The sequence below is a fragment of the Hydrogenophaga sp. NH-16 genome (assembly GCF_004006415.1).
In the GTDB taxonomy this organism is placed as follows: Bacteria; Pseudomonadota; Gammaproteobacteria; order Burkholderiales; family Burkholderiaceae_C; genus Hydrogenophaga; species Hydrogenophaga pseudoflava.
Window position 1 is genome coordinate 1,948,568 of the sequence record NZ_CP029344.1, and the last position, 22,499, is coordinate 1,971,066.

22 protein-coding genes are annotated in these 22,499 nt (G+C 65.9%); 16 read left to right on the forward strand and 6 right to left on the reverse strand.

The window, feature by feature from the left end:
• Position 1: 1 nt before the first annotated feature.
• The 3 genes from DD542_RS09465 to ppc form a co-directional block, all read right to left on the reverse strand.
• A complete protein-coding gene (locus DD542_RS09465; RefSeq protein ID WP_066153299.1) occupies positions 2–643 on the reverse strand; it encodes an L-threonylcarbamoyladenylate synthase in 642 nt (213 codons plus the stop codon).
• 102 nt (positions 644–745) lie between these two features.
• Positions 746–1,600, reverse strand: a complete 855-nt coding sequence (locus tag DD542_RS09470; protein ID WP_127805336.1) for a 3',5'-nucleoside bisphosphate phosphatase — start codon at positions 1,598–1,600, stop codon at positions 746–748.
• Between the two features lie 52 nt (positions 1,601–1,652).
• Entirely contained in the window at positions 1,653–4,484 is a 2,832-nt protein-coding gene (gene ppc, locus DD542_RS09475) for a phosphoenolpyruvate carboxylase (RefSeq protein WP_127805338.1), read from the reverse strand.
• A gap of 149 nt (positions 4,485–4,633) precedes the next feature.
• Between ppc and hemC the strand changes: the two genes are divergently transcribed.
• Genes hemC through DD542_RS09495 form a run of 4 tightly spaced genes read left to right on the forward strand, consistent with a single transcriptional unit; the run spans position 4,634 to position 8,891 of the window.
• The gene (gene hemC, locus DD542_RS09480; protein ID WP_127807342.1) at positions 4,634–5,590 is read left to right on the forward strand and encodes a hydroxymethylbilane synthase; all 957 of its coding nucleotides are present in this window, start codon (positions 4,634–4,636) and stop codon (positions 5,588–5,590) included.
• Positions 5,591–5,593: 3 nt separating this feature from the next.
• Positions 5,594–6,439, forward strand: coding sequence for a uroporphyrinogen-III synthase (locus tag DD542_RS09485; protein ID WP_241559735.1), 846 nt, complete (start codon positions 5,594–5,596; stop codon positions 6,437–6,439).
• The gene (locus DD542_RS09490) at positions 6,436–7,578 is read left to right on the forward strand and encodes a uroporphyrinogen-III C-methyltransferase (protein ID WP_066153311.1); all 1,143 of its coding nucleotides are present in this window, start codon (positions 6,436–6,438) and stop codon (positions 7,576–7,578) included. Before DD542_RS09485 ends, DD542_RS09490 begins: the two co-directional genes overlap by 4 nt.
• Positions 7,578–8,891 (forward strand): heme biosynthesis HemY N-terminal domain-containing protein, encoded by a 1,314-nt coding sequence (locus DD542_RS09495; protein ID WP_347232070.1) that lies wholly within the window; start codon positions 7,578–7,580, stop codon positions 8,889–8,891. The genes DD542_RS09490 and DD542_RS09495 overlap by 1 nt, the downstream gene beginning before the upstream one ends.
• A 100-nt stretch (positions 8,892–8,991) precedes the next feature.
• Here the strand turns inward: DD542_RS09495 and DD542_RS09500 are convergent, their stop codons facing one another.
• Complete coding sequence (locus DD542_RS09500) at positions 8,992–11,895, reverse strand: Rne/Rng family ribonuclease (RefSeq protein WP_127805340.1); 2,904 nt, start codon at positions 11,893–11,895, stop codon at positions 8,992–8,994.
• On the opposite strand from DD542_RS09500, the gene DD542_RS09505 reads away from it, so the two are divergent.
• The 7 genes from DD542_RS09505 to galU all read left to right on the forward strand — a co-directional run bounded on the left by DD542_RS09505 (position 11,894) and on the right by galU (position 16,941).
• Positions 11,894–12,250: a hypothetical protein gene (locus tag DD542_RS09505; protein WP_127805342.1), complete on the forward strand. Its 357-nt coding sequence runs from the start codon at positions 11,894–11,896 to the stop codon at positions 12,248–12,250. The genes DD542_RS09500 and DD542_RS09505 overlap by 2 nt on opposite strands.
• 276 nt (positions 12,251–12,526) lie before the next feature.
• Positions 12,527–13,513, forward strand: coding sequence for an RluA family pseudouridine synthase (locus DD542_RS09510; protein ID WP_127805345.1), 987 nt, complete (start codon positions 12,527–12,529; stop codon positions 13,511–13,513).
• A gap of 76 nt (positions 13,514–13,589) precedes the next feature.
• Entirely contained in the window at positions 13,590–13,898 is a 309-nt protein-coding gene (locus tag DD542_RS09515) for an H-NS histone family protein (RefSeq protein WP_127805347.1), read from the forward strand.
• Positions 13,899–13,988: 90 nt separating this feature from the next.
• On the forward strand, positions 13,989–14,648 hold the full coding sequence (locus tag DD542_RS09520; protein WP_127805349.1) for an HAD-IA family hydrolase: 660 nt from the start codon (positions 13,989–13,991) through the stop codon (positions 14,646–14,648).
• A 3-nt stretch (positions 14,649–14,651) separates the two neighbouring features.
• On the forward strand, positions 14,652–15,032 hold the full coding sequence (locus DD542_RS09525; protein ID WP_127805351.1) for a Rieske 2Fe-2S domain-containing protein: 381 nt from the start codon (positions 14,652–14,654) through the stop codon (positions 15,030–15,032).
• 101 nt (positions 15,033–15,133) lie between these two features.
• Positions 15,134–16,027, forward strand: coding sequence for a S49 family peptidase (locus DD542_RS09530; RefSeq protein WP_241559787.1), 894 nt, complete (start codon positions 15,134–15,136; stop codon positions 16,025–16,027).
• A gap of 26 nt (positions 16,028–16,053) precedes the next feature.
• Positions 16,054–16,941: a UTP--glucose-1-phosphate uridylyltransferase GalU gene (gene galU, locus DD542_RS09535; RefSeq protein ID WP_127805353.1), complete on the forward strand. Its 888-nt coding sequence runs from the start codon at positions 16,054–16,056 to the stop codon at positions 16,939–16,941.
• A gap of 12 nt (positions 16,942–16,953) precedes the next feature.
• Here the strand turns inward: galU and DD542_RS09540 are convergent, their stop codons facing one another.
• Together DD542_RS09540 and DD542_RS09545 are read right to left on the reverse strand one after the other, a co-directional pair.
• Positions 16,954–17,751, reverse strand: a complete 798-nt coding sequence (locus DD542_RS09540; protein ID WP_127805355.1) for an SAM-dependent methyltransferase — start codon at positions 17,749–17,751, stop codon at positions 16,954–16,956.
• Entirely contained in the window at positions 17,748–18,362 is a 615-nt protein-coding gene (locus DD542_RS09545; RefSeq protein WP_066153343.1) for a Maf family nucleotide pyrophosphatase, read from the reverse strand. Before DD542_RS09545 ends, DD542_RS09540 begins: the two co-directional genes overlap by 4 nt.
• A gap of 47 nt (positions 18,363–18,409) precedes the next feature.
• Here DD542_RS09545 and DD542_RS09550 point away from each other — a divergent pair, with 47 nt between their 5' ends.
• From DD542_RS09550 to fabD, 5 genes are all read left to right on the forward strand, one after another.
• Entirely contained in the window at positions 18,410–18,964 is a 555-nt protein-coding gene (locus DD542_RS09550; RefSeq protein ID WP_066153345.1) for a YceD family protein, read from the forward strand.
• 130 nt (positions 18,965–19,094) lie between these two features.
• Complete coding sequence (rpmF, locus tag DD542_RS09555; RefSeq protein ID WP_011794326.1) at positions 19,095–19,277, forward strand: 50S ribosomal protein L32; 183 nt, start codon at positions 19,095–19,097, stop codon at positions 19,275–19,277.
• Between the two features lie 149 nt (positions 19,278–19,426).
• On the forward strand, positions 19,427–20,488 hold the full coding sequence (plsX, locus tag DD542_RS09560) for a phosphate acyltransferase PlsX (RefSeq protein ID WP_066153348.1): 1,062 nt from the start codon (positions 19,427–19,429) through the stop codon (positions 20,486–20,488).
• Between the two features lie 19 nt (positions 20,489–20,507).
• Complete coding sequence (locus DD542_RS09565; protein ID WP_127805357.1) at positions 20,508–21,485, forward strand: beta-ketoacyl-ACP synthase III; 978 nt, start codon at positions 20,508–20,510, stop codon at positions 21,483–21,485.
• Between the two features lie 59 nt (positions 21,486–21,544).
• Entirely contained in the window at positions 21,545–22,495 is a 951-nt protein-coding gene (gene fabD, locus DD542_RS09570) for an ACP S-malonyltransferase (RefSeq protein ID WP_127805359.1), read from the forward strand.
• Positions 22,496–22,499: the final 4 nt, after the last annotated feature.

The following is a 22,499-nucleotide window of genomic DNA, read 5'->3' on the forward strand; positions in this document are numbered from 1 at the left end:
CCTATTGTCCCAGACCCAGGATTTGCAGCTCCCCGCGGCCCTCGCGCACCACCTCGGGCTCGCCACCGGCGCCCATCGCGGTCAGGTCGATCACGGTGGTGGGTTCCAGAGCGCAAGCGCCCGCATCGATCACGCCGTCGACCTCGCGTTCAAAGCGCTCGCGGATCTCGCTGGCGTCGTTCATCGGGTCGCTTTCGCCCGGTGCGATCAGCGTGGTGGCCAGCAGCGGGGCGTTGTGCAGGTCCAGCAGCGCCAGCAGGGCAGCGTGCTGCGGCACACGCAGCCCGATGGTCTTGCGCGAGGGGTGGCTCACCCGCCGGGGCACCTCCTTGCTGGCTTCGAGGATGAAGGTGTAGGGCCCCGGCGTGGCCAGCTTCAGCAGCCGGTACTGCCGGTTGTCAACCTTGGCGTAGCTGGAGAGCTGGCTCAGGTCGCGGCAGAGCAGGGTCAGGTGGTGCTTGTCGTCGACCTGGCGGATGCGGCGCAGCCGGTCGGCCGCGGCCTTGTCGTCCAGGTGGCAGGCCAAGGCGTAGCTGGAGTCGGTCGGCACGGCGAGCACGCCGCCCCGTTCAAGCAATTGCACCGCCTGCTTGAGCAGTCGCGGCTGTGGGTTGTCGGGGTGGACTTCAAAGAACTGGGACATGACGCGATTGTGCGCTGGACAGAGCGCGGTTTCAGCCTTGCGGTGGCAGCCAGGCCAAGCCCACAACGGCGCGATGGCCGTGGGCAACCGGAAGCGCAGCCGTCACTGGATGCGCGATTCGAGCAGGGACCAGACCGGCGTGACGCCGCCCGGCAGGTCGGGCAGCTTGCCCAGGTCGGTGTGGCTTTCGTCGGGGCTGTGGAAGTCGCTGCCGCGCGAGGCCAGCAGATCGAACTCGCTGCAGAACTCGGCGTATTTCACATAGTCGGCCTGGCTGTGGGCGCCAGTGACCACCTCGACACCACGGCCCCCGTGCGTGCGGAACTCGTTGAACAGCGCGAATTCTTCGTTGGCGGTGAACTTGTAGCGGGCCGGGTGCGCGATCACCGCGACACCACCGGCGCCGGTGATCCACTTCACCGCATCACCCAGGTTGGCCCAACGGTGCGGCACGAACCCGGGCTTGCCCTCTGCCAGGTACTTGCGGAACACGGCGTTGGTGTCGGGGCAGTGGCCCGATTCGACGATGTAGCGCGCGAAGTGGCTGCGCGAGATCAGATCGGGGTTGCCGACGTATTTCATCGCGCCTTCGAAGGCGCCGGGAATGCCCGCGCGCGCCAGCTCCACACCCATCTGCCGGGCGCGTTCCTCGCGACCGCCACGGGTCTGGCGCAGCCCGTTGACCAGCGCCCGATCGGTGGGATCGAAGCCCAGCCCGACGATGTGCACCGTGACGTTGGCGAACGTGACCGAGATTTCGGTGCCGGTGAGGTAGGGCAGACCCACCTGCCGGGCCGCCGCTGCCGCGCGCTCCTGACCGCCGACCTCGTCGTGGTCGGTCAGCGCCCAGAGTTCGACGCCATTGGTCTTGGCCCGGGGCGCGAGCTCCTCGGGCGTGAGCGTGCCATCCGAGACGACGGAGTGGCAGTGCAGGTCGGCGTTGGTCAAATGGGTCACCTGTTCATTTTAGTGGCCGCCCTCTGCCCCCGCTGTCGTCGCGGGGATGGCCTCAGCCGGTGTTCCGCAGACCGGCTGCGATGCCGTTGATCGAGAGGTGGATGCCCCGGCGCACCTTCTCATCCTCGTTGTCCAGATCACCCGACCGGTGGCGTTGCACCAGTTCGACCTGCAGGTGGTGCAGCGGGTCGATGTAGGGGAAGCGGTGGCGCACCGAGCGCTGCAGGGCCTCGTTGTTGGCCAGCCGCTGCTTCTCGCCGGTGATCAGGGTCAGGGCTTCGGCCGTGCGGTGCCATTCGGCCTCAATGGCGTCGAACACCTTCTTGCGCAGCTTCTTGTCCTCGACCAGTTCGGCGTAGCGGGTGGCCAGGGCCAGGTCGCTCTTGGCCATCACCATGTCCATGTTGGACAGCAGGGTGCTGAAGAAGGGCCATTGCTTGAACATCTTCTGCAGCAGCTCCTTGCGCTGGGTCTGGCCCTTGGCGCCGCCGCCCTTGAGGAAAGCCTGGACCGCCGAGCCGAAACCGTACCAGCCAGGCAGCGTCAGGCGGCACTGGCCCCAGCTGAAGCCCCAGGGGATGGCCCGCAGGTCTTCGATCTTCTGCGTCGCCTTGCGCGAAGCGGGGCGCGAGCCGATGTTGAGTTCGGCGATTTCGCGGATCGGTGTCGCGGCGAAGAAGTACTCGGGGAAGCGCGGCGTGTCGTAAACCAGCGCGCGGTAGGCCTTCATGCTGGCGATGGACAGCTCGGCGGCGGCGTCCAGGAAGGCCTTGGGCGCGTTGCGCGTGGGCTGCAGCAGCGTGGCCTCCAGCGTGGCAGCGACCAAGGTTTCGAGGTTGCGCCGACCGATCTCGGGGTTGGCATATTTCGAGCCGATCACCTCGCCCTGTTCGGTCAGCCGGATCTGGCCGCGCACCGTGCCCGGCGGCTGGGCCAGGATGGCCTGGTAGCTCGGGCCACCGCCGCGACCGACGGTGCCGCCGCGGCCGTGGAACATGCGCAGACCGATGGTCTTCTCGGCCCCCGCGTTGAGGTGGTCGAACAGCTCGACCAGCGCGATCTCGGCGCGGTAGAGCTCCCAGTTGCTGGTGAAGATGCCGCCGTCCTTGTTGCTGTCGGAGTAGCCGAGCATGATGTCCTGCTCGCCATAGCCGTCGGCCGCGCCGCGCAGCACCATCTCGCGCACGCCCGGCAGTGCGTAGTACTCGCGCATGATGGGTGCGGCGTTGCGCAGGTCTTCGATGGTCTCGAACAGCGGTACCACGATCAGGTCGGCCACGGCGTCCTCGCCAAGCAACCCGTGGACCAATCCCACTTCCTTCTGCAGCAGCAGGACTTCGAGCAGGTCGCTGACTGTTTCGGTGTGGCTGATGATGGCATGTCGGATCGCCGCATTGCCGTAGCGCTGTCGTGCCAGGCGCGCGGTTTCGAAGATGGCCAGCTCGCTCTGCGCGTGGGCCGAGTAGTCGACGCCAGGCACCCGCAGCGGCCGCGCGTCGTTGAGCTGTTTCAGCAGCAGGGTGCGTTTGGCGTTTTCGTCGAGGGCGCTGTAGTCCGGCTCGATGCGGGCCGTGGCCAGCAGTTCGGCCACCACCTCTTCGTGTTTGTCCGAGCTCTGGCGGAGGTCCACCGTGGCGAGGTGAAAACCGAACACCTCCACCGCACGGATCAGCGGCCGCAGGCGGCCGCGCACCAGGTGGGCGCCGTGGTGCGCCAGCAGCGAGGCTTCGATGGTGTGCAGGTCGGCCAGCAGCTCTTCGGGGCCGCTGTAGGGGTCCTGCGGTGCGATGGCATGCCGTGCCGCTTCGCCGCCGGTGAGCGTCTGCAGGGTGGCGGCCAGACGGGCGTACATGCCGGTGAGGGCTCGGCGGTAGGGTTCGTCCTGGCGGTGGGCGTTGCGGTCGGGCGAGCGCTCGGCCAGCGCCTGCATCGCGGGCGAGACCTGGGTGAGGATGGCCGACACAGACAGTTCGGCGCCGAGCAGGTGGATCTGGGTCAGGTGGTGGCGCAGCACCATCTCGCACTGGCTGCGCAGGGCGAGGTCCAGTGTGGGGGCGGTGACGTTGGGGTTGCCATCGCGGTCACCGCCGATCCACTGACCCATGCGCAGGAAGGGCGCCAGACCCTCGGCCGCGGCCTCGCCGAGCCCCTCTTCGAGCTCGCGGTACAGGCGCGGGATCTCGCTCAGGAAGGTGGCCTGGTAGTAGCTGAGCGCGTTCTCGATCTCGTCGGCCACGGTGAGCTTGGTGTAGCGCAACAGGCGGGTCTGCCACAGCTGGGTGACGCGGGCGCGCAGCTGCAGTTCGTTGTCGGCCAGCTCGCGCGGCAGCAGGTGGTCGCGCTCGGCCAGCAGGCGGGCGATGTCGCGCTCGGCGTCCAGGATGCTCTTGCGCTGCACCTCGGTGGGGTGGGCAGTGAGCACCGGGGAGATGTGCGCTTCGGCCAGGCTCTGCACGATCTGTGCGGGCGCGATGCCGGCCTTGTGCAGGCGTTGCAGCGTCATGGCCAGGCTACCGGGCTGCACATCACCCGCGCGCTCGTGGATGGCGCGGCGGCGGATGTGGTGGCGGTCTTCGGCCAGGTTGGCCAGGTGGCTGAAATAGGTGAAGGCGCGGATCACGCTGACCGTCTGCTGGCCCGACAGCCCCTTGAGCAGCTTCTTGAGCGTCTTGTCGGCCGATTCGTCGGCGTGCCGGCGAAACGCCACCGAGAGCTGGCGGATCAGCTCGATCAGTTCGAACATCGCCTTGCCCTCCTGCTCCCGGATCACATCACCCAGGATGCGGCCCAGCAGGCGAATGTCTTCGACCAGGGGCAGGTCCTTGTCGGCGCTGGCACGGCTGCGGGATGCGGGGGCGGCTTTGCGGGCGGGGGAGGGGCTCATGCGGGGTGGTGGCGAGGGGATGCCGAGAGAGGTATTGCTGAAAATTTGGGCAGGGGGCATGCTAGCATCCAAAGTTCCCCGCACCGTTACCAACGGGGTACGAAAACGCCGGTTCCGGCCTGATCTTTTTTTGATAGTGCACCGTGTCCATTTCAATCCCGCCCGCCCCGCTTGACATCACGATCGCCACGCGGGAGAGCCGTCTGGCGCTGTGGCAGGCCGAGCACGTCAAGGCGCTCTTGCAATCTCTGGGCCACCGCGTGACGCTGCTAGGCATGACGACCCAGGGCGACCAGATCCTGGATCGCAGCCTGTCCAAGGTGGGTGGCAAGGGTTTGTTCGTGAAGGAGCTGGAGGTGGCGCTGCAAGAGCGGCGGGCCGACATCGCCGTGCACTCGCTCAAGGACGTGCCGATGGACCTGCCCGACGGGTTCGCCCTGGCCTGTGTGATGGAGCGCGAAGACCCGCGCGATGCCTGGGTGTCCGCCACCTGTGCCTCGCTGGCCGACCTGCCCAGGGACGGGGTGGTCGGTACGTCCAGCCTGCGCCGTCTGGTGTTGCTGCGCGAGGCGCTGGACCGTCTGGGCCGGCAGGACGTGCGCATCGAACCGCTGCGCGGCAACCTCGACACCCGCCTGCGCAAACTCGACGAAGGCCAGTACCACGCCATTGTGCTGGCGGCCGCTGGTCTCAAGCGTCTGGGCCTGTCTTCGCGCATCCGCGGCATCTTCGACCCCGAACAGTCGCTGCCCGCCGCCGGGCAGGGCGCGCTGGGCATCGAGATTCGCAGCGACCGCACCGATCTGATGCAGGCCCTTGCGCCGCTGGTGCATATGCCCACTTGGTTGCGCGTGGCGGCCGAACGCACGGTTTCCCGCGCCATGGGCGGCAGCTGCTCGATGCCGCTGGCCGCCTATGCCCGCTGGGACGCCGAGGCGCCGCAGACCCTGCGCCTGGACGCCGCCTGGGGCGATCCCGAGGGGCGCTTGGCGGTGGTGAGGGTGCAGGAGCAGGCGCGCGTCGAGACGCTCGAACAGGCGGAGTCCCTGGGTCACCGGGTGGCGCAGGCCCTGCGCGCCGGTGGTGCCCGCGCAGCGGGAGGCTGAGCCTTGGCCGGGCACGCGGCCGTGCCGTCCCGCTGGTCCCGGGTGATCGTGACGCGGCCCGCCGGCGAAGCCGGTGCATGGGTGGCGGCGCTGCAGGCCCGGGGATGGGAGGCGCACAGCCTGCCCCTGATCGACATCGGTGCGCCGCGCGATCCGCAGGTCCTCGCGCGGCTGCGCGATGTCCAGGCCCGCTGGAGCCACTGGGACGCCCTGATGTTCGTGAGCACCGCGGCGGTGCAGCACTTTTTCGACGGTGTGCTTCCGGACGGCGGAGCGCATCGGACAGGCACACGGTTCTGGGCGCCGGGGCCGGGCACGGCGCGAACGCTCTCGGTGGCCTTGCAGCGTCTCGGCCTGGGGCCCGAGCGGATCGACCAGCCACCGGCCGATGCACTGCAGTTCGATTCCGAGCATCTGTGGCCTGTGGTGTCGTCTCAGGCGAGGGCTGGTGCACGTTTGCTGGTGGTGCGGGGCGTGTCCACCTCGGCCGACGGCGTGCCCATGGGTGGGACCGAGGGCAGTGGGCGCGAGTGGCTGATGGAGCAGTGCCGCGCGCGCGGGGCCGCGGTTGAGGCCTGCGCCGCCTACGAACGGCATGCTCCCCGGTGGACCCCGTCCGACCGGGCCCTGGCAGAGCAGGATGCCCTCTGGTTCTTCAGCAGTTCAGAGGCTGTGGCCCATCTGCGGACGGCGATGCCAGCGGCCGACTGGTCCCGCGCCGGGGCCTTGTGCACCCACGAACGGATCGCGGCGGCGGCGCGGGCGACGGGCTTTGTACACGTGTACACCAGCCGCCCGTCATTGCCCGATGTGTTGGTCGCCCTAGAATCGGTGCGGAGCCCGATATGAGCAACGACACTCCCGAACCTTCCCCCGCTGCGCCGACCCCGGTTCTTCCCGTGGTGACCACCGGCTCAGGCTCCCCTGCACCTGCCCGGCGCGGTGGGGTCTGGCTGGGCGCGCTGGCGCTGCTGCTGGCAGTGCTGACGCTGATGATGGCCGGCCTGCTGTGGCAGAAGGTGGATTTCACCCAGAAGGAACTGGCGCGCCGCACCCAGGTCAGCGAAACCCAGTCGTCGGAAACACGGACGGTGGCAGCGCAGGCCGAGGCCCAGGTCAAGGAACTGCAGGCGCGTCTGGCGGTGGCCGAGGTCCGCCTGTCCGAGGTCAGTCTGCAGCGCTCCCAGCTCGAAGAGCTGATGCTGGCGCTGTCCCGGTCCCGGGACGACAACCTGGTGCAGGATCTGGAGTCCTCCCTGCGCCTGGCCCAGCAACAGTCTCAGCTCACTGGCAGCGTGCAGCCGTTGCTCGCGGCCCTGCAGTCGGCCGATGAGCGCATCGCCCGTGCCGCGCAGCCGCGGCTGAACCCGGTCCAGCGCGCCATTGCGCGCGATGTGCAGCGCATCCGCAGCACCTCGGTGGCCGATGTGCCCTCGCTGGTACAGCGGCTGGACGAGCTGGTGCAACGGGTGGACCAGTGGCCGGTGCCCAACGACGTCGGCCCCCGTTCACCGGCGGCACGCAAGGCGTCTGGCTCCGGCAGCGCCTCGACAGCATCCGCGAACCCTGCCGAACCTGCCGCGCCCGCGGCCGGCGGCTGGGACCGCGCGGTGCAGACCTGGTCCGGCTTCTGGTCGCGCGTGTGGGAGGAAACCACCCGCAGCGGACGGGAGCTGGTGCGGGTGAGCCGCATCGACCGGCCCGAAGCGGTGCTGCTGGCGCCGGAGCAGGCGTTCTTCCTCCGGGAGAACCTCAAGCTGCGGCTGCTCAACGCGCGGCTGGGCCTGCTGGCCCGCCAGATGGACGCGGTGCAGGACGACCTCAAGACCATCGATGCGGCACTCGCTCGTCACTTCGACACCACCGCTCCCGACGTCGCGGCGGCCCAGGCCGCAGTGACGCAGCTGCGCGCCGAACTGGTGCTCACGGAATGGCCCCGGCCCGAAGAGAGTCTGGCGGCGCTCGCGGTGGCCGCGGGAGGACGCTGATGAACGGGCCGCGGCGCCAGCGGGGTGCGATGCGCAATGTCTTCTGGTTGCTGGGTCTGGCCGCACTGGCGGTGGCGCTGGCCCTGCTGACCGGACAGAACCAGGCCATGGTGAGCCTGTTCTGGCCGCCCTACCGGTTCGATGTCTCGTTCAACTTTGTCCTGTTCTGCCTGGTAGCGGGTTTCGTGCTGCTGTACCTGGCCCTGCGGGCATTGAGCATGTTCCGCGAGCTGCCCCGTCAGGCGCAGCGCTGGCGCAGCCAGCAGATGGAGCGGGCGGCGGTCGGCGCGCTGATGGACGCCTTGTCCAACCAGATCGCTGGCCGCTTCGTCCGTGCGCAGGCGGCCGGGCTTGCGGCGCTGGAACAGCTCAACAGCCACCCGGCGGCCCAGTGGCCACGGCGTGGACAACTCCAGCAACTGGCCCACCTGCTGGTGGCCGAAGCGGCTCAATCGCTGCAGAACCGCAGCGCCCGCGACGAGCACCTGCAGGCGGCGCTGCATCCGAAACTGGCCAAGGAGTCGACCGAGGCCCGTGAGGGTGCCCTGATGCGGGCGGTCCGCTGGGCGGTTGAGGACCGAGACCTTCAGGCGGCCCGCAGCCACCTGGACGAGCTTCCCCAGGGGGCGTCTCGCCGCATCCAGACGCTGCGCCTGAAGCTGCGGGTGGCGCGTCTGGGGGGAGCGACCGCCGAGGCACTGGAAACAGCGCGTCTGCTCGCCAAGCACCGCGCCTTTTCGCCAGAGGCCTCGCGCAGCATCGTGCGCGGTCTGGCGCTGGATGCGCTGCGCGAGGCGCACGACCTAGCCCAGCTGCAATCCGTGTGGTCGCGCCTGGATGCGTCCGAGCGCGCCATGCCCGAGCTGATCCTGGCGGCAGTGGAGCGTGCCCATCGGCTGGTGGCCCTGGCGCCTGACGAAGACATGGCAGCACAGGCCCACGAATTGACCGGTGGCTGGCTGGAACCCGTCTGGCAGGGATTTGCTGCACTGGATGAGGGCTTGCAGCACAAGCTGGCGCTGGCAATGGAACCCGGGCTGATGCGGCTGGACGCCACGGGGCTGGCGCGTCTCGAACAGAGCCAGCGGCAGTGGCCCAACAACGCCTACCTGCAGTACCTCACCGGTCAGGCCTGCCGGCAGCGCCAGCTCTGGGGCAAGGCGTCCCAGTTGCTGGGCCAGGCCAGCCACAGCCTGCACGAGCCGGCCCTGCTGCGCCGTACGTGGTGTGCCCTGGCGTTGCTGGCGGAGGAGCGCCAGGACCAGGCGGGTGCCCAGGCCGCGTGGAAGCGGGCGGCGCTGCTGGGCGACTGAAGCTGGCGGGCTGGTTTGCCCGCTGCCTTGCAGCCACTGACACAAAGAAAAAGCCGACCCAAGGGTCGGCTTTTTGTTTGCTGGGAACCTGGGTCCGGAATCAGCGATTCTCGAACGGGAGGCTCACATCGCGCAGGTCCTTGCGGGTCTCCACCAGCACCAGCGGGCCTTCATCGACCAGCACCACCGGCCTGGGTTCGCGGGGCACATGGATCGGCTTGGGCTCGGCAGCGATGGCGGCCTGGATCTCGGCGACCTTTGCTGCATCCGAATTGACCCATTCGAGCCCGCTGGCCTGTGCCACGCGGTGCAGGTCGTCCATCGACAACGTGTACGGCACGACCTTGGGCATGCCGGCGGTTGCCGCCGCGACCGAAGGTGCGGGGGTGGCAGGGGCCACGATATCGGGAATCACCGCCACCGGCTCGGCCGCCACCACGGGTGCCGGCTCGACCTGTGTCGGCGCTGCGCTGGCAGGCTGGGTGAAGTAGCTGCGCACCGGGCGCTGCTCGTCCTGCACGTCGGCAGTCACCGGGGCCGCAGGCTCCGCACCTGCAGGGGCTTCTTCCCTGTTTTCACCGTCACGCGGCGCGCGCTCACGGCGGTCACGGCCATAGCGGTCGCGACTGCGGCGCTCGCGCGGCGCGCGGGGTGCGGCGGCATCGTCTTCCACCACCTCGGAGGGCGCTGCCTCGGACGGCTCCGAGGTCATCGCGTCTGCAGGGGCTGCGTTGAGCAGCGCGGTGTCCACCACGCCTTGTGATGCGTTGTCGCCGGGCTCCTGCCCCTGGCGTCGGCGGTTGTCACCACGGCCACCACGGCGTTCGCGGCGGGCGCCTTCGGCGGCGGCCTCGGGTGCTTCACCTGCCGGCGTGGTGGAGATCTGTCCTTCCAGCGCGGTGCTGTCGGCGACCTGGTCCTGGCGGTTGTCTCGGCGGCTGTCGCGGCGCCCACCGTTGCGACCCTGTCCCTCGGCGCGTTCACCCCGAGGTTCGCCGCTGCGACCCTCGGCGCGGTGGTCACCACGGCGGCCTTCACCATTGCCGCGGCCCTGGATCTCGGTGCGCTCTCCCCGGTTTTCGCTGCGGGGCGGGCGGTTGCCCTGGCGCTCGCCGCGGTCACCGCGACCTTCGCCATTGCGGCCACCACGACCGCGGCCGTCCCTGGACGACTTGCCTTCGCCGCGATCGGTCTTCGGCGCTTCAGCAGCGGCCGGTGCCGGAGCAGGCGTCACTGGTGCTGCAGCGGGTGCCATGCCGAACAGGCTCTTGAGCCAGCCAAAGAAGCCTTTTTCGGCAGGGGCGGCGGCACGCGCTGGCGCGGGCTCGACCACCACCGCAGGGGACGCGACCACCGGTGCGGGCGCAGCCACCTCGGGCTTGGGCGCAGCCACTGGTGCCGGGCCGTCGGGCAGCACGCCCTTGATCACCGGCTCCTGCTTGTTGGTGCGCTCCTGGCTGCGGCGCGTGAAGCTGGCCACATCGTCCACTTCCTCGGCCAGCTTGTAGCTGGAGTCGAGGTTGTCCAGGCGCGGATCGTCGTGCTTGAGACGCTCGAGCTTGTAGTTCGGCGTGTCCAGCGACTTGTTGGGCACCAACAGCACGTTGATGCGCTGCTTGAGTTCGATCTTGGTGATCTCGGTGCGCTTCTCGTTGAGCAGGAAGCTGGCCACTTCAACAGGCACCTGCACCAGTACGGCGGCCGTGCTGTCCTTGAGCGACTCCTCCTGGATCACGCGCAGGATCTGCAGCGCCGAGCTTTCGGTGTCGCGGATGTGGCCGGAGCCACCGCAGCGCGGGCAGGGGATGGACGAACCTTCGCTGAGCGTGGGCTTCAGGCGCTGTCGGCTCATTTCGAGCAGGCCGAACTTGCTGATGGAGCCGAACTGCACGCGGGCGCGGTCCTGGCGCAGCGCGTCGCGCAGGCGGTTCTCGACCTCGCGGCGGTTCTTCGACTCTTCCATGTCGATGAAGTCGATCACGATCAGGCCACCCAGGTCGCGCAGGCGGGCCTGGCGCGCCACCTCGTCGGCGGCTTCCAGGTTGGTGCGGGTCGCGGTTTCCTCGATGTCACCGCCCTTGATGGCGCGCGCCGAGTTCACGTCCACCGCCACCAGCGCTTCGGTCTGGTCGATCACGATGGCGCCGCCGCTGGGCAGCTGCACGATGCGGCTGTAGGCGGTCTCGATCTGGTGCTCGATCTGGAAGCGGCTGAACAGCGGCGCGTCGTCGCGGTAGCGCTTGACGCGGTGACCGTGCTCGGGCATCACGTGGCTCATGAACTGGTGAGCCTGCTCGTAGATGTCGTCGGTGTCGATCAGGATCTCGCCGATGTCGCTGTTGAAGTAGTCGCGGATCGCGCGGATCACCAGGCTCGATTCCTGGTAGATCAAGAAGGCGCCCTTGCCACCCTTGGCCGCGCCGTCGATGGCGTTCCACAGCTTGAGCAGGTAGTTCAGGTCCCACTGCAGTTCGGCCGCCTCACGGCCGATGCCGGCGGTACGGGCGATGATGCTCATGCCGTTGGGATACTCCAGCTGGTCCAGTGCCTGCTTGAGTTCCTGGCGGTCTTCGCCCTCGATGCGGCGGCTGACGCCACCGCCGCGCGGGTTGTTGGGCATCAGCACCACATAGCGGCCGGCCAGGCTCACGAAGGTGGTGAGGGCTGCGCCCTTGTTGCCGCGTTCTTCCTTCTCGACCTGGACCAGCAGTTCCTGGCCTTCCTTGATCACGTCGTTGATGCGGGCCTGGGAGGGCGAGGCATTGCCCTGGAAGTACTGCTTGGAGATTTCCTTGAACGGCAAGAAGCCGTGGCGGTCTTCGCCGTAGTCGACGAAGCAGGCTTCGAGCGAGGGCTCGACGCGGGTGACGACGGCCTTGTAGATGTTGCCCTTGCGCTGTTCGCGCCCTTCGATTTCGATTTCGTAGTCGAGCAGTTTCTGCCCGTCCACGATCGCCAGGCGGCGCTCTTCGGCCTGCGTGGCGTTGATCAGCATGCGCTTCATGTTGCGTTTCCTTTTCACTGTCGCTGACAAGGCGCGCGGACAGGCCGCACACCAGGATGCCGTGAGCCAGCGAAAGAACGCGAACGGGAGGAATTGCCGGAGAGCCGATGACCCGGTGATGTCCCGACTGCATCGGGCGGTCTGTCGGCAGGGGTTGTGCGCACAGTGGCGCGCCAAGGCCCTGCGGCCGGGTCAGGGCGTAGGCGCGTGGATGTGGGTGAGCAGGCAGGGCATGACGGATGTCGTTGACATGGATCTTGCCGTTTCGGTCACTGTCTTCACTTTGTCCTCGGTCAGCCGCACCTGCCTGCCTGTGGCGTTGCAAGAAAGGCTGACCGATTGGGGTATTCCGTAATCTGGTTCGCTACTCTTTTGTCGGCTCTCCTGCGGCTTCCGTCCGGATCGTTTCCCGCCAAGGAGACGTCTGGGACGTCGTGCGCAGGATGGTTCGAGCCGGGTGCCACAGGTGGCACGGGTCGCCAATCGCATCCGGTTTCAGCCTTGCTGTTCCGGGTCGCTGGATGTGACTGCCTTAAACTCAGGAAAATCAATCACTTACAACGCGCGACTGGCGTGACACATTATAGGGGGCTGCCCCTGATGATGGCGCAGGTCTGATGGTGTTTTTCCCTTGAATTCTCCAGTTTCTGACGGTCCCGGGGCCGTGCGACATCTCCTTGTGGACGAAGATTCGGCCGGGCAACGGCTGGACAACTACCTGTTCCGCGAGCTCAAGGGTGTTCCCAAGACTCACATCTATCGGATCATCCGTTCGGGTGAGGTGCGGCGCAACAAAGGCAGGATCTCGGCGGACGACCGGGTGCAGGCTGGGGATGTGTTGCGCATTCCTCCCATCCGGCTGTCCGAGCGTCCGGCCGAGAAAGCGGCGCAGCCGGTTCCTGTGCGCGATTTCCCGGTCATCCATGAAGACGACGCCTTCCTGGCGCTGGACAAACCGGCGGGGGTGGCTGTGCATGGAGGCAGCGGGGTCAGTTTCGGGGTGATTGAGCAGTTGCGCCGATCGCGCCCAGCCGCCCGTTTCCTTGAGTTGGTGCACCGGCTGGATCGCGAAACCAGCGGTCTGCTGTTGATTGCCAAGAAAAAAAGTGCCCTGAAGTCACTGCAGGATCAGTTCCGCGAGCGTGAAACCGGTAAAACCTATTTGGCTCTGGTCCGGGGGCGTTGGCCCTCCAAACTGAAAGTTTTAGACCAGCCGCTGCACAAATACCTGCTGCCCGATGGAGAGCGGCGGGTGCGTGTGGTCGATGCCGCACATCCCGATGCCATGCGCGCTGTCACGCTCGTGGCGGTGCGAAAGCATCTGCCCGCGCCCTCTGGGCTGGAGGCGGTTTGCCCGGATGGATTGACTTTGCTGGAAGTCACTATCAAGACTGGGCGCACCCATCAGATTCGTGTCCATCTGTCCCATGCCGGCTTTCCAATCGTTGGGGACGACAAGTACGGGGATTTTGATTTAAACCGGCTGTTGGCGAAGGCTGGTTTGCGCCGCATGTTTCTTCATGCATGGCGATTGCGCCTGACTCATCCTATTTCTGGTCAGTCGATGGAGTTACATTCTGAATTGCCTTCCGAGCTTGGGTCTTGGGCAGACTCCTGAAAATCCCATTAGAATTTCTGCCGGCATCGTTGGGATGTCCATATCGCTGAAATTTACCAATACCAAAGGAAACGCAATGGCAACCTATTCTGAACTGATGGCACAGGCGCAGGCATTGATGAGTCAGGCCGAGCAGGCGCGCAAGAACGAACTGGCCGCCGCTATCGCCGACATCAAAGCGAAGATGAAGGAATATGGCATCACGGTGACTGATTTGGGTGGTGCAGCGGCTGGCGCCAAAAAGGCCGCCAAGTCGAAATCCAAGGCTGTCGCCAAGTACCGTGGCCCCAACGGGGAGCTGTGGGCCGGCGGCCCGGGCCGCAAGCCGGAGTGGGTGCGCGCGGTGCTGGCTGCGGGCAAGAGCCTTGAGGATTACCGCATTTGAGGGTGTAAGAGCCCCAACGCACACAGGGCACCTGCGGGTGCCTTTTTTGTTGAGCCGCAGCAATAATCGACTGCTTTCGACTCCCTTTCCATGCGCCTACGCCAATACGACCTCATCGCCTTCGACTGGGACGGCACCCTGTTCGACTCCACCGCCATCATCGTGCGCAGCATCCAGGCAGCGGTGCGGGACGTGGGGGGGGCGGTTCCGAGCGAGGCGGTGGCCAGCTACGTGATTGGCATGGGCCTGATGCAGGCCCTTGCCCACGCGGCGCCCGACGTGCCTCCTGAGTTGTATTCCCGGCTGGGCGAGCGTTACCGCCATCACTACCTGTCCCATCAGCACGACATCAGCCTGTTCGATGGCGTGCTGCCCATGCTGGCATCCCTCAAGGAACGTCACCACTGGCTGGTGGTGGCGACGGGCAAAAGCCGGCGGGGGCTGGATGAGGCGCTGGATGCCGTGGAGCTTCGGGGCGTGTTTGATGGTTCCCGCACGGCCGATGAAACAGCCGGCAAGCCCAGTCCGCTGATGCTGGAGCAACTGATGCGCGAGTTCGGTGTCGACCCTGGCCGCACCCTGATGATCGGTGACACGACCCACGATCTGCAGATGGCGGTCAATGCCGGATGTGACAGCGTCGGAGTGAGCTATGGCGCCCACGAACCCGCCGCGTTTGCGTCGTTGTCACCCAGGTTTGTCGCCCACTCGGTCGGAGAGCTGAGCGATTGGTTGAAGGCACATGCCTGAGGGATGGCGATGAGCGGTGAAAGCGACCTCCATGCCCTGTGCAACAGCCGCGACCTGCTGGATGGCGGGCTGGCCGTGCCCTTTGACGTGATGTACGCCGGGCAGACCTGCAGGGCGTTCGCCATCCGGTTCCGGGGTGTGGTCCACGCGTATCTGAACCGTTGCTCCCACGTGGCCATGGAAATGGACTGGCAGCCCAACCGTTTCTTCGACGACAGCGGACAGTGGCTGCTGTGCTCCACCCACGGCGCCGCCTATGACCCTGCCAACGGTGCCTGCAAGGGTGGTCCCTGTCGCAGCGGGCTGGTGACGGTCCCTCTGCAGGAGCGGGAGGGCGTTGTGTACTGGCAGGCACAATATCCTTTTGCGCCGCTGGCGTTTTGACCAAGTCCATCATGAACCTCGATCCACTGGACAACCCGGTGCCCGCATCGGCACCTTCCCGTCAAGAGGGATCCTGGGAACGGGAAACCCTTGAAAGGCTGATGTTCGAGACGCTGCGCGAACAGCGGGCCGCACGCCGCTGGAAGCTGTTTTTCCGGCTGGTATGGCTGGCGATCGTGGGCTCGGTGGTCTGGCTCTGGTTTCAGCAGGCGGAAATGGCCGGGGCCGTGAGCGCACCGCACACCGCGCTGATCGAAGTCAAGGGCGAGATCGCGTCGGGTGCAGAAGCCAGCGCCGACAACGTGCTCAGTTCGGTGCGGGCGGCGTTCGACGACGAAGGCGCCCAGGCGGTGGTGTTGTTGATCGACTCCCCGGGTGGCAGTCCCGTGCAGGCGGGCATCATCAACGACGAGATCACGCGATTGAAGGCCTTGCACCAGAAGAAAGTCTATGCCGTGGTGGAGGAGACCTGCGCCTCGGCTGCCTATTACATCGCCGCAGCGGCCGACGAAATCTATGTCGACAAAGCCAGTCTTGTGGGCAGTATTGGCGTGTTGATGGAAGGGTTCGGGTTCACCGGGTTGATGGACAAGGTGGGGGTGGAGCGTCGCCTGATGGTGGCGGGCCAGAACAAGGCCATGCTTGACCCTTTCAGTCCGCAGGACGAGGCGCAACGGGCCTATATCCAGTCGATGCTTGGCGAGATCCACGCGCAGTTCATCGAGGTGGTCAAGAAGGGGCGGGGCGCGCGACTCAAGGAAACGCCGGACACTTTCACGGGGCTGGTCTGGAGCGGCCAGCAGGCCGTGCAGCAGGGATTGGCCGACGGCCTGGGCAGTCTGGACTATGTGGCGCGCGAATTGGTGAAGGCCGAGGAAATCGTGGACTACACCCAGCGAGAAAACGTGGGGCTGAGACTGGCTCGCGAGCTGGGTGTGCACATGGGCGAAGGCATCTTCAAAGCTGCCCGCGGAGCAGGCATTGAACTGCGGTGATAGTTAAATTAAGAGAGGAAATGGCAATGCGCATTCAAAAAGCGGTGTTCCCGGTTGGCGGGCTCGGCACCCGGTTTCTGCCAGCCACCAAGGCGATTCCCAAAGAGATGCTGCCGGTGGTGGACAAGCCGCTGATCCAGTACGCGGTCGAAGAAGCTTATGCGGCCGGGATCCGCGAGATGATCTTCATCACCGGGCGCCACAAGCGCGCCATCGGAGATCATTTCGATGCGGCTTTCGAGCTGGAATACGAACTGGAACGGGGCAACAAGACCGAGCTGCTCAAGCTGGTGCACGACATCAAACCGGAAGACATGGACTGCGTCTTCATCCGCCAGCCGCGCCCATTGGGTCTCGGGCACGCGGTGCTTTGTGCGGAGCGGGTGGTCGGCAACGAGCCGTTTGCGGTGCTGCTGGCCGACGACCTGATGTTGGGAGCTCGCCAGAACGCGGGCGGACCGACGGTGCTTCAGCAGATGGTGGAGGCATACCGGTCGCATCCCGGCACGGTGCTGGCGGTGCAGGACGTTCCCAAGGAAGAGACTGGGCGGTATGGGGTGGTGGACGTGCATGGTGCCCACGCCGAGATCGCCGAAGTGTTCGCCATGGTCGAGAAGCCGAAACCGGCCGTGGCGCCTTCCACGCTCGCAGTGGCGGGACGCTACATCCTCACACCCGGCGTTTTCGAGAGCATCCGTCGCCAGCCCCGTGGTGCAGGCGGCGAAATCCAACTGACCGATGGCATCGCAGCGCTCATCGGCGCGGAGAAGGTCTATGCCTTCCGCTACGACGGCAAGCGCTATGACTGTGGCAGCAAGGAGGGCTTTCTCCAGGCCACGATCGACCTGGCGCTGGCCAACCCGGCGCTGAGCGCTGCGGTGCGAGCGCACATGCAGGCTGCGCTGGCCGCCTGACCAACGGTTGCTTCAGCGCCCCAGCAGAAACACCGCTGGCAGATCCAGCGGCAATTGCGCGGCCAAGGCCCCTGATTTCCATTCGCTCAGAAGCGCGCTGCGGGTGCGTTGCTGTGGAAGACCTAGGCCGCTAGACACCGCCAGCCGGGTGTGAGGGTGCAGCGTTTGAAGCAGCGCCTGCAGGAGGGCTGCGTTGCGATAGGGGGTTTCGATCAGGATCTGGGTCTGGCCTGTTTTGAGGGCGGTGGACTCCAGTTCGCGCAAGCGCCGGCTGCGTTCGGCAGGGTCTTGTGGGACGTAGCCCACGAAAGAAAACGATTGACCGTTCAACCCGCTGGCCGCCAGCGCGAGCATCAGGGACACGGGGCCCGTGAGGGGGCGGACGTCGATGCCCAGGGCATGTGCTGCGCGAACCACCGAACTGCCTGGATCGGCAATCGCGGGCATCCCCGCCTCACTCACCAGGCCCATGTCGTGTCCTTGCTGCGCGGGGCCGAGCAGCAACTTGGCCTGTGCATCCGCGGTGCCGGCGGGTGCATGGTCCCCTTTCTTGTGGGCCTGGCGGGGCAGTTCGACGATTTGAAGGTTTTGCACAGGGGTGGCAAGACCGTGTGCGGCGTCCACCCGCTTCAGGAACGCCCTTGTGCTCTTTGCATTCTCGGCAACCCAGTGGACCAGGCGCGCCGCGACCTGGATGGTGTCATCGGGCAACAGCAGCCCCAATGGCACCGGATCTTGCGGGCTGCATCCGAAGTCCAGCGGCGTTGGCACGAGAAACAGCGCGCCTTTGGGCGCAGCCGGGGTGCTCACAGGATGGACACGCCTGCGGCGCGCAGCATGTGGCAGGTGCGAATCAGCGGTAGGCCGACCAGGGCGCTGGGATCGTCGTTGTCAATCCGGGACAGCAGGGCGATGCCAAGTCCTTCGCTTTTTGCGCTTCCGGCGCAGTCGTACGGTTCTTCTGCCCGAAGATAGCGTTCGATCTCCTGGTCGTCGAGGTCGCGGAACACCACGTTGACTGCAGCCAGGTCCAGTTGTTCGAAGCCCGTGGCCGCGCAGACCACGGCAACCGCGGTCTGGAACACCACGGTTTGCCCGCGCATGCGCCGCAGTTGAGCGATCGCCCGATCATGGGTGCCGGGCTTGCCAAGCGGTTCGCCACCGAGGTCGGCCACCTGATCGCTGCCGATCACCACTGCTTCCGGAAAGCGCTGGGACACCTCCCGGGCCTTGGCCAGAGCGAGCCGCCGCGCCAGAGTCGCTGGCGCCTCGCCTGGCAGCGGGGTTTCGTCCACGTTCGGGCGCTCAGTGTCGAACGGCACGCGCAGGCGCTCGAGCAGTTCCCGTCTGTAGCGAGAAGTCGAGCCGAGGATGATCTTGCGTTGGGGCGGCGCAGGAATTTGAGAGGAAGGAGCGCTCATCGCCCTATTGTCCGCGGCTTTCTGGTGTCATCTTTTACACTGGCCGTATGAAAGTGTCTCCCCACAGGTCCTGGAACCCTCGTCGATTCGATGCCCGTGCCTTCGCCGAGGCGGGCGGTGTGCTGGAGAGCGAGGATTCATTGGCATCCTTTGATCGTCTGTCTGCCGAGATTCATGCTGACGGCGAGGTCGGCGCTCTGGTTCGATGGTCGGTGCAGGGAGAGATTCGCCCGGACGCTGCCGGCCAGTCGTCTGTCTGGATGCGCCTGCGTGCGGCGCTTGATTTGCCTGTGGGGTGTCAGCGATGCCTCGGTCCGGTGGTTGTTCCGCTGGAGGTGGATCGCTGGTTCAGGTTCGTTGCCGACGAATCCAAGGCCGAGGCCGAGGATGACCAGAGCGAGGAGGATGTCCTGGCTTTGGAGCCCAAGCCGGACCTGCTGGCGCTGATCGAAGACGAGTTGTTGATGGCGATGCCTCTGGTGCCGATGCATGACGTCTGCCCTCAGCCCTTGCTGCTTTCTGCGGGGACGGTGAACGGTGACGAGGCTGCGTCGGAAGTGCGCCCTAATCCGTTCGCCACCCTGAGCCGCCTTAAGAAGTGATCGCAGCCGGAGTTTTGCACCGCCTGTCATTCAGGCTATAATCCTTGGCTTTGCGCTGCCGCCCGGATCAGAGGGCAGGACTGCTGATTGGCGCAACCCACCGACACCCAACCGATTCCAGGAGCCCATCATGGCCGTCCAGCAAAACAAAAAGTCCCCTTCCAAGCGCGGCATGCACCGTTCGCACAATGCCCTGACCGTGCCCGGCATCGCCGTGGAGCCGACCACCGGCGAAACCCATCTGCGCCACCACATCAGCCCCAACGGCTTCTACCGTGGTCGCCAGGTGCTGAAGAACAAGTCCGAGGCTTGAGTTCTGGGTGGCTCCATCCTGCCGCGTCTGAGCGCCGGATGCCGTGATTGCCGCCTGCAAACAGGTCCAGTACGGGCCCGCATGAGCACCATGCGGGCTTTTTTCTTGTTGGTGGCGCTGCGTTGCAGTGCCCGCATCGGGACATTGACATGATTACCGTTGCCGTGGATTGCATGGGAGGAGACGTCGGTCCGGCGGCCACCTTGCCGGCCTGCGCGGCCTTTCTTGCCAGCCACCCGCAGGCCCAGTTGCTTCTGGTGGGGCAGCCGGAGGCATTCAAATCTTGGCCCCAGTTGCTCAACAACGTCCGTTGCCGGGTTGTGCATGCGTCCGAGGTGGTCACGATGGACGACCCGGTCGAGGTGGCCATGCGCCGGAAGAAGGATTCTTCCATGCGCGTGGCAATCCAGCACGTCAAGGATGGCGTGGCGCAGGCGGCGGTGTCCGCCGGAAACACCGGCGCCCTGATGGCCATCTCCAGGTACCTGCTCAAGACGATGGAAGGCATTGACCGCCCAGCCATCGCCAGCCAGATGCCCAACGCCCGTGGTGGAGCGACCACCGTGCTGGACCTGGGGGCCAACGTGGATTGCACCGCCGAGCACCTGCTCCAGTTTGCCGTCATGGGATCTGCCTTGGTCGTGGCGATCTCGGGCAGGGAAGATCCGACGGTGGGGTTGCTCAACGTTGGTGAGGAGGTGATCAAGGGTAGCGAGGTCATCAAGCAGGCCGGCGTTCTGTTGCGAAACGCGGCCAACACCGGTGATCTGAACTTTTTCGGCAATGTCGAGGGCAACGACATCTTCAAGGGCACGACAGACATCGTGGTGTGCGATGGATTTGTCGGCAATGTGGCGCTCAAGGCCAGCGAAGGGCTGGCGACCATGATTGGTGGTTTCATCAAGGCCGAGTTTTCGCGCAGCATTTTCACGAAACTGGGGGCATTGTTTGCTTATCCAGTGATATCTGCATTCAAGAAGCGGATGGACTATCGCCGCTACAACGGCGCAGCACTGCTGGGTTTGCGTGGGCTGGTGTTCAAGAGCCACGGGTCGGCCGACGCTTTCGCTTTTGAGCAGGCCTTGGCCCGGGCTTATGATGCAGCCCACAATCAGTTGCTCGAGAAAGTCCGGGAGCGTATTGCACACGCAGCACCGCTCATCGATCCAGAAGCGATCCCCAGCGATCTCAAGAGCATTCCGACGATCTGAGACCTTCTCCCCCGCCCGCATGACACGTTTTGCCCGCATCACTGGCACCGGTAGTTGCCTGCCGCCTCAGCGCCTGACCAATGCCGACATGGTGGGTCTTTTGAAATCGCGGGGTGTTGAAACGAGTGACGAGTGGATCGTTGAGCGCACGGGGATCCGGGCGCGGCATTTTGTGGGCGACGGCGTCTTCTCGAGCGATCTGGCCGCTGAAGCCTGCCGCAAGGCATTGTCGGCCGCCCAGGTTGGGCCGGGCGATATTGATCTGATCATCGTGGCCACATCGACACCCGACATGGTGTTTCCTTCGACGGCCGCCATCCTCCAGCACAAACTGGGCATTGCAGGCTGCCCGGTGTTCGATGTGCAGGCCGTTTGCAGCGGCTTCATCTATGCGCTCACGGTTGCCGATGCAATGATCCGCACAGGATCTGCCAGCAAGGCGCTGGTGGTTGGGGCCGAAGTGTTTTCGCGCCTGCTGGACTTCAATGACCGTACCACCTGTGTGCTGTTTGGCGATGGTGCCGGTGCTGTGGTACTCGAAGCCAGCGATGTGCCGGGGATCTTGGCGACCGATATCCATGCGGACGGCAAGCACGTGGGCATTCTGTGTGTGCCGGGGCACGTCAGCGGTGGCCAGACCCTGGGTGATCCTTTGCTGAAGATGGATGGTCAGGCCGTCTTCAAGCTGGCTGTTGGTGTATTGGAGGAGACCGCGCGTGCTGTGCTGGCGAAGGCTGGCCGCACCGAGGCCGACATCGACTGGCTGATTCCCCATCAGGCGAACATCCGCATCATGACCGGCACGGCGCGCAAGCTGAAGCTGCCCATGGACAAGGTGGTGGTCACTGTTGACCAGCATGGCAACACCTCGGCGGCTTCGATCCCACTGGCGCTGGATCATGCGGTCCGCAACGGCCAGGTCAAGAAAGGCGACACCTTGTTGCTGGAAGGTGTGGGCGGAGGTTTTACCTGGGGTTCGGTGCTGCTGGACTTCTGACGCCGCTTTGGCGGTTGGCTCCTTTCCCCGTTTCTTGTTGATTCATTGCTGATACGTCCATGACCGAATTTGCATTCGTCTTTCCCGGCCAAGGTTCTCAGTCAGTCGGCATGCTCGACGCCTGGGGCGACCATCCGGAGGTGGCCCTGGCCGTCCAGGAGGCTTCCGATGCCCTGGGTGAAGACGTTGGCCTACTGATCAAGGAAGGCCCCAAGGAGGCGCTGGCGCTGACCACCAACACCCAGCCCGTGATGCTGGTGGCAGGTGTCGCTGCCTGGCGTGTCTGGTGCGCCGAAGGCGGGGCAGCTCCGTCCGTGGTGGCTGGGCATTCGCTGGGTGAATACAGCGCCCTGGTGGCGTCTGGCGTGCTGACTCTGGCGCAAGCGGCGCCGCTGGTGCGTTTTCGTGCGGCGGCCATGCAGGAAGCGGTGCCGGTCGGAACTGGGGCCATGGCCGCCATCCTGGGCATGGACTCGGACAAGGTGATCGCGGGTTGCGCCGAGGCGCAGGCTTTCTTCCCCCCGGGCAGTGGCGAGGTCGTGGAGGCGGTCAATTTCAACGACCCGGCTCAGACCGTGATCGCTGGCAGCAAGGCTGCGGTTGAGAAGGCTTGCGAGGTGCTCAAGGCCAACGGCGCCAAGCGGGCCCTGCCGTTGCCAGTGTCGGCGCCGTTCCATTCCAGCCTGATGAAACCTGCGGCCTACAAGCTGCGCGAGAAGCTCGCGACCACGCCACTGGCGGCACCCCGGATTCCGGTGCTCAACAACATTGATGTGTCGGTGGAGTCCGATGTGGACGGCATCCGCGATGCACTGTTTCGCCAGGCGTTTGGTCCGGTTCGATGGGTGGAGTGCGTGCGTGCAATCAAAGCACGTGGCATCACCACGCTGGTCGAATGCGGCCCTGGCAAGGTGCTGGCTGGCATGACCAAGCGCATCGACGACGAGCTGACCGGTGCGGCGCTCTACGACCCGGCCACACTGGCCGAAGTGAAAAACCTGCTGGCCTGAAGGG

What these genes read in the sequence shown, in the direction of transcription:
- DD542_RS09465 (WP_066153299.1), bottom strand. Translation starts at nt 643, where the DNA reads ATGTCCCAGTTCTTTGAAGTCCACCCCGACAACCCACAGCCGCGACTG.
- ppc (WP_127805338.1), bottom strand. Translation starts at nt 4,484, where the DNA reads ATGAGCCCCTCCCCCGCCCGCAAAGCCGCCCCCGCATCCCGCAGCCGT.
- DD542_RS09490 (WP_066153311.1), top strand. Translation starts at nt 6,436, where the DNA reads ATGAGCAACGACACTCCCGAACCTTCCCCCGCTGCGCCGACCCCGGTT.
- DD542_RS09495 (WP_347232070.1), top strand. Translation starts at nt 7,578, where the DNA reads ATGAACGGGCCGCGGCGCCAGCGGGGTGCGATGCGCAATGTCTTCTGG.
- DD542_RS09505 (WP_127805342.1), top strand. Translation starts at nt 11,894, where the DNA reads ATGTTGCGTTTCCTTTTCACTGTCGCTGACAAGGCGCGCGGACAGGCC.
- DD542_RS09500 (WP_127805340.1), bottom strand. Translation starts at nt 11,895, where the DNA reads ATGAAGCGCATGCTGATCAACGCCACGCAGGCCGAAGAGCGCCGCCTG.
- DD542_RS09515 (WP_127805347.1), top strand. Translation starts at nt 13,590, where the DNA reads ATGGCAACCTATTCTGAACTGATGGCACAGGCGCAGGCATTGATGAGT.
- DD542_RS09520 (WP_127805349.1), top strand. Translation starts at nt 13,989, where the DNA reads ATGCGCCTACGCCAATACGACCTCATCGCCTTCGACTGGGACGGCACC.
- DD542_RS09525 (WP_127805351.1), top strand. Translation starts at nt 14,652, where the DNA reads ATGGCGATGAGCGGTGAAAGCGACCTCCATGCCCTGTGCAACAGCCGC.
- DD542_RS09530 (WP_241559787.1), top strand. Translation starts at nt 15,134, where the DNA reads ATGTTCGAGACGCTGCGCGAACAGCGGGCCGCACGCCGCTGGAAGCTG.
- galU (WP_127805353.1), top strand. Translation starts at nt 16,054, where the DNA reads ATGCGCATTCAAAAAGCGGTGTTCCCGGTTGGCGGGCTCGGCACCCGG.
- DD542_RS09545 (WP_066153343.1), bottom strand. Translation starts at nt 18,362, where the DNA reads ATGAGCGCTCCTTCCTCTCAAATTCCTGCGCCGCCCCAACGCAAGATC.
- DD542_RS09550 (WP_066153345.1), top strand. Translation starts at nt 18,410, where the DNA reads ATGAAAGTGTCTCCCCACAGGTCCTGGAACCCTCGTCGATTCGATGCC.
- rpmF (WP_011794326.1), top strand. Translation starts at nt 19,095, where the DNA reads ATGGCCGTCCAGCAAAACAAAAAGTCCCCTTCCAAGCGCGGCATGCAC.
- plsX (WP_066153348.1), top strand. Translation starts at nt 19,427, where the DNA reads ATGATTACCGTTGCCGTGGATTGCATGGGAGGAGACGTCGGTCCGGCG.
- DD542_RS09565 (WP_127805357.1), top strand. Translation starts at nt 20,508, where the DNA reads ATGACACGTTTTGCCCGCATCACTGGCACCGGTAGTTGCCTGCCGCCT.
- fabD (WP_127805359.1), top strand. Translation starts at nt 21,545, where the DNA reads ATGACCGAATTTGCATTCGTCTTTCCCGGCCAAGGTTCTCAGTCAGTC.